The 1,875-nt window shown below is 70.2% G+C and carries 2 protein-coding genes; both read left to right on the top strand.

Translation table 11 applies throughout. The features are described 5' to 3' along the window. The coding region (locus OQF71_RS14450) for a dihydrolipoamide acetyltransferase family protein (protein WP_280588510.1) at window positions 1-999 on the top strand (999 nt) is incomplete at its 5' end. A 51-nt stretch (window positions 1,000-1,050) separates the two neighbouring features. Further along, window positions 1,051-1,875 (top strand): FAD-dependent oxidoreductase (locus tag OQF71_RS14445; RefSeq protein ID WP_280588509.1); only part of this gene is annotated, 825 nt, incomplete at its 3' end.

Below are 1,875 nucleotides of genomic sequence, written 5' to 3'. Positions count from 1 at the left end.
CGGGCGGCCGCCGATTCCGGCGGGACGCCCGAACCCGCGGAGCCCGCCGCGGAGGAAGGGGGCGAGTCGGCGGACGAGGAGCCGGTCGTCGTCGAAGGCGAAGACGCGGCCCGGGACCGGACGCTCGCGATGCCCGCGACCCGCCGGCTCGCCCGCGAGGAGGGCGTCGACCTCAACGACGTGCCGGCGAGCGAGGAGCGCGACGGCGAGGCGTTCGTCATGCCCGAGGACGTCCGCTCGTACGTCGAATCCGGCGGCGAGGCCGGCGAGCCAGCATCCGGGAGCGAAACAGCGTCCGGGCCGTCGTCGGGCGAGCGGGTGCCGTACGGCGGAATTCGCAGAACGATCGGCGAGCAGATGGCGCGTTCGAAGTACACCGCGCCCCACGTCGCCCACCACGACGAGTTCGACGCCGCCGATCTCGTGGCGGTCCGCGAGGAGCTCCGCGGTCCGGCCGAGGCGGAGGGCGTGAACCTCACGTACCTGCCGTTCGTCGTGAAGGCGGTGACGCACGCGCTCCAGGAGTTCCCGTACCTGAACGCCAGCCTCGACGAGGACGCCGGGGAGATCGTCCTCCACGACGAGTACAACATCGGCATCGCGGTGGCGACGGACGCGGGTCTGATGGTCCCGGTCGTGAAACGCGCGGACGAGAAGAGCCTCGTGGAGCTCGCCGCGGAGATCGACGACCTTGCGACCCGCGCTCGCGACCGCAAGCTCACCCGGTCGGAGATGCGGGACGGGACGTTCACCATCACGAACATCGGCGTCATCGGCGGCGAGTTCTCCGCGCCCATCATCAATCACCCGGAGGCCGCCATCCTCGCGATGGGGCCCATCGCGAAGCGCCCGTGGGTCGTCGACGACGAGGTCGTCGCCCGCGAGACGATGCGGCTCTCGATGTCCCTCGATCACCGACTGGTCGACGGCGCGGAGGCCGCGCAGTTCACGAACCGCGTACAGGAGCTGCTCGGACACCCCGCGCGTCTGCTGCTGTAAGGCGGTCGGCGAACACGTGGACTTTTAGCGGGGGCCTCCGAAGCGAGTAACATGGTAATGGGCGACATAGCGACTGGCACAGACGTCCTCGTCGTCGGCGGCGGGCCCGGCGGCTACGTCGCGGCGATTCGCGCGGCACAGCACGGACTTGACGCGACGCTCGTGGAGCGCGACGCGTACGGCGGGACGTGCCTGAACTACGGCTGCATTCCCTCGAAGGCGTTCATCACGGCGACGAACCTCGCCCACGAGGCGGACAACGCCGAGGCGATGGGCGTCCGCGCGGACGCGGAAGTCGACATGCCGGCGATGGCCGAGTGGAAGGACGACGTCGTCGACCGACTCACGGGCGGCGTCGAGAAGCTCTGCAAGGCCAACGGCGTGAACCTCGTGGAGGGCACCGCGGCGTTCGAGGACGAGCACACCGCGCGCGTCGCCCACGGCGGCAGCGGACAGGGCATGGAGACCATCGAGTTCGAGCACGCCGTGGTCGCGACTGGCTCCCGGCCGATCGAGATCCCCGGTTTCGAGTACGCCGACGACGCCGTCTGGTCCTCGAAGAACGCGCTCGCGACCGACGAGGTGCCGGACGAACTCGTCGTCGTGGGCGCGGGCTACGTCGGCATGGAGCTGTCGACGACGTTCGCGAAAGCCGGGGCGGACGTGACGGTCGTGGAGCTGCTTGACGACGTGCTCCCGGCTTATCCTACGGACCTCACCGGGGTCGTCAGGTCCCGCGCGGCGGCCCTCGGCATCGACTTCCAGTTCGGGGAGGCCGCCGCGGGCTGGGAGGGCGAGGACGGCGATCTCACCGTCACCACCGAAACCGAAGACGGCGTGACGTCGACGTACGACGCCGAGAAGGTACTGGTGGCG

It is taken from the genome of Halorubrum sp. Boch-26 (genome assembly GCF_029889805.1).
In the GTDB taxonomy this organism is placed as follows: Archaea; Halobacteriota; Halobacteria; order Halobacteriales; family Haloferacaceae; genus Halorubrum.
Note: the sequence above shows the minus strand (reverse complement) of the source record. Positions and strands in the feature narration are given on the sequence as shown.